The organism is Gilliamella sp. HK2 (genome assembly GCF_001690265.1).
In the GTDB taxonomy this organism is placed as follows: Bacteria; Pseudomonadota; Gammaproteobacteria; order Enterobacterales; family Orbaceae; genus Gilliamella; species Gilliamella apicola_C.
Window position 1 is genome coordinate 1 of sequence record NZ_LZGV01000032.1, and the last position, 3,442, is coordinate 3,442.

4 protein-coding genes are annotated in these 3,442 nt (G+C 33.8%); 2 read left to right on the forward strand and 2 right to left on the reverse strand.

All coding sequences use genetic code 11. The annotated features are described in order from the left end of the window. Both truD and A9G45_RS03105 read left to right on the forward strand, forming a co-directional pair. On the forward strand, positions 1-664 hold a 664-nt coding region (truD, locus tag A9G45_RS03100; RefSeq protein ID WP_141673583.1), incomplete at its 5' end, for a tRNA pseudouridine(13) synthase TruD. A gap of 5 nt (positions 665-669) precedes the next feature. After that, positions 670-1,296: a protein-L-isoaspartate(D-aspartate) O-methyltransferase gene (locus tag A9G45_RS03105; protein WP_065567914.1), complete on the forward strand. Its 627-nt coding sequence runs from the start codon at positions 670-672 to the stop codon at positions 1,294-1,296. Between the two features lie 89 nt (positions 1,297-1,385). Here the strand turns inward: A9G45_RS03105 and pnuC are convergent, their stop codons facing one another. Next, positions 1,386-2,075, reverse strand: coding sequence for a nicotinamide riboside transporter PnuC (gene pnuC, locus A9G45_RS03110; RefSeq protein ID WP_065567915.1), 690 nt, complete (start codon positions 2,073-2,075; stop codon positions 1,386-1,388). Between the two features lie 6 nt (positions 2,076-2,081). Further along, the gene (gene nadR, locus A9G45_RS03115; protein ID WP_065567916.1) at positions 2,082-3,314 is read right to left on the reverse strand and encodes a multifunctional transcriptional regulator/nicotinamide-nucleotide adenylyltransferase/ribosylnicotinamide kinase NadR; all 1,233 of its coding nucleotides are present in this window, start codon (positions 3,312-3,314) and stop codon (positions 2,082-2,084) included. Positions 3,315-3,442 lie beyond the last annotated feature (128 nt).

Sequence of the window (3,442 nt, forward strand, 5' to 3'; positions counted from 1 at the left end):
AATAGGGGCGTTAAAAGGTAACTATTTTAAAATTATTTTAAGAGATTTAACCGCTCAATCTGAAATCGAATCTAAATTAGCATTGATCAAACAACATGGTGTGCCTAATTATTTTGGTGAGCAACGCTTTGGCCGTGGTGAAAATAATATTACCCAAGCTATAAACTGGGCAAAAGGGGCTATTACGGTTAAAGATAGAAAAAAAAGAAGTTTTTATCTCTCTGCAGCGAGAAGTGCTATTTTTAACGACATTGTGAGTAAACGAATTGAACAACAGCTTCATAAAACTGTTATTGATGGCGATATATTACAACTAGCACAACGCAGTAGTTGGTTTGTTGCACAAACAGATGAGTTAGCATTGTTACAAGCACGTTTAGAAAACGGTGAGATTAATGTTACAGCACCAATGATGGGGGATTCACCACTAGGTACACAATTTAAAGCGTTGGAGTTTGAACAAGAATGTTTAGAAAATTGGTCTGAATTTTATGATCTATTTAAAAAAGAGCGCGTTGAGACAGCAAGGCGCTCACTATTGTTACGAGCAGATCAACTCAATTGGCAATGGTTAGATTGTCATAGTCTTGAACTTGATTTTTATTTGCCATCAGGTTGTTATGCAACAAGTGTGATACGTGAATTAATAATAGAAAATGAGTAGCCAAAATGCAAAGCCCAAAAATGCAGTCCCTAATTAAATTTTTGCGTCAACAAGCAATAAAAGATGAGCGAGTTTTAGATGCTATCGCTTCAATTCCTCGAGAACATTTTGTTGATGAGGCGTTGTCCCATCAAGCTTATGATAATTGTCCCTTACCAATAGGTAATGGGCAAACTATTTCTCAGCCCTATATTGTAGCAAAGATGACCGAATTATTAAGGTTAGAGCCTCACTCAAAAGTGCTCGAAATTGGTACAGGATCGGGATATCAAACTGCGGTTTTGGCAAAATTAGTTGAACATGTTTGTTCGCTGGAACGTATCAAGAGTTTGCAATGGAATACTAAACGCCGTTTAAAACAACTTGATATTCATAATATTTCGACACGCCATGGTGATGGTTGGTTAGGTTGGCCAGAGCGAGGGCCATTTGATGGTATTATCGTTACTGCCGCCGCATCCGAAGTGCCACAAAGTTTATTAGAACAATTAGCAGATAAAGGCCGGCTAGTTATTCCGGTTGGTGAAAATAAACAGACACTCCAATTAATTGAGCGTGATGGACATAATTTTATCGTGAAAGATATGGGTGAGGTAATATTTGTTCCTTTAATTAAAGGTGATATAGAATAATAGGTCTGCATTTCAAATAGGAAATAAAATATTTATTTTCTATTTGAAACACATTTGGTCCTAAAATCTTTTGACAATATCTAATATATTTATTGTTTCAGTTTAGAACGTTCCCATTCACAGATTCCATAAATAGCATTAAACAAGTAAATTAAGTATTGTGTTGCAATAACGATATTGTCGGTATAGATATTTAAACCAATTACCAGTACATTTAATATAACCCATAAATACCAGTTAAACGCATAGCGCATCATCAATAATAATTGAGCAACAATACCTAGACCAAATATAAAACAGTTAGTTATTAGTTGGTAGGTTGTATTAGTTGCACCAATTTTATCCGTTAAATAAATATTAATAAAAGCGGCAATAATAAGAAATATGATTGTATATAAAAATGTGGTTTCATTGAGTGAGCGAACTTTAACGTTTTTATTATTATCAAGGTTCTTTTTCCAAGTGAATAAACCATAGATGTGTGAACAAAAATAGTAGACTGGCGGTAGTCCTGCACCAATATTGCCGCCAAGAACATTAGCACAACATTCTGCAACTACGGCAAACATACCTAATACATTCCCCATGTTTTTACGTTTTGCTAATAAGATAACACATAGCAGACCGCAAAAAGCGCCTATGTAAGAAGTAGCATAGCGTAAATCAAATTCAGTAAATGGGTCAGTGTATAAGAATGCTAGCGTTACACATAATATACAAAAAAATGGATAGAATTTACTGCGTCCAATTAAAATGGCAAGATTGCTTAATTTATTCATAATTCATTACTCTTCATCATTAATAAGTTGATTAACTAGTTCAATGCAACGTAAATAACGTTCTTCGTAATCGGGCGATTCTATTTCTATATATTTGATATTATTTTTTTCTAATAACGTTATTAATAGTTTTTGAAAATCTTTACGTTGTTTTGGACTGCCTAAATGACGTAAACCGTCAGCCACCCATGGCGTGTTATTGCCAAGTAAAATCACTAAATCAAAACGATAGTTATTGATCATAGCTTGTAAAAATGGATGTTCTTTACCTTCATATTTTTTACAAAAAGCTTGAGTTGTCACAAAATCGGTATCAATAAATGAAATTTTATTGGCATGTTTTATGGCAAAATCGATATATTGTGCATGCCCTAATGCGATTTTATCGTAGTCAGCATACTGTAATGCGCGCTCGTCCCCGCCAAGTTGAGAAAATACATAATCCCGACCATATTCCCATGCACTGGTTGTGTTAAATACGTTTGCTAGTTTATTCACTAAAGTCGATTTACCACTAGATTCACCTCCTAAAATGGCAACGGTTCTAACAAAAAATGGTCTAACTTCGGTTGGTATGTATTGCCAGTTTTTTAGCGGTGCTTGACGGATTTGAGTACCACTTATTTGCATAAATTGTCGTTTTGGATCAATTAAGACGGTTTCTAGATCAAACAAATCTTTATACATAGCAACATCTTGTGGTTCGCTTGAATACACAAGATCAGGGTTAATTCCTTTGGTTTTAAATAATTTTTTTACCCGCTCACTCCATTCATGCCAACCATTAGGATAAGCTGGAATACCGTCTTCTTCGAGTAATTCAATGTGGATATTTTTTTGATATTTAAAAGTTTGCAGTAACCAGCGAATACGATCGTTAATTGTTGGTTGGCGGGACATAGCACTTTGTTCAAATAGTGTCATATCACGAGTTGTATCAGAACAAAGTACGACATAGAGTTCATCCACTTGGCTGATTGCGCGCTGAATGAGATAGATATGCCCTGTATGTAAAGGATAAAACTTACCAAAAATAACCCCCACTTTTTTGTTTTGGGTTGATTCTTCAATTTGTAAATATTGATGAAGTGATTGTAATTTTTGTGCACTTGGATTTTTAATTTTATTATTAATTAGCTGGCTTAGGTAGCCTTTAGTCATGTGGCAGGCATCGGCAACTGTTTGTAATGATATGTTTTTTCGCTTTATTACTGTTTTTAAATAACTGAAGTCACACATAAGATCTCCTTATATTTTGTTTTTTATCTTAAACATAATATAAATTAATTTTGCACTTTGTTCAATATATTAAACAAAAATAATTTATTTTGATATAGGTTATTGGCAATTTATAACAATTAAATTAA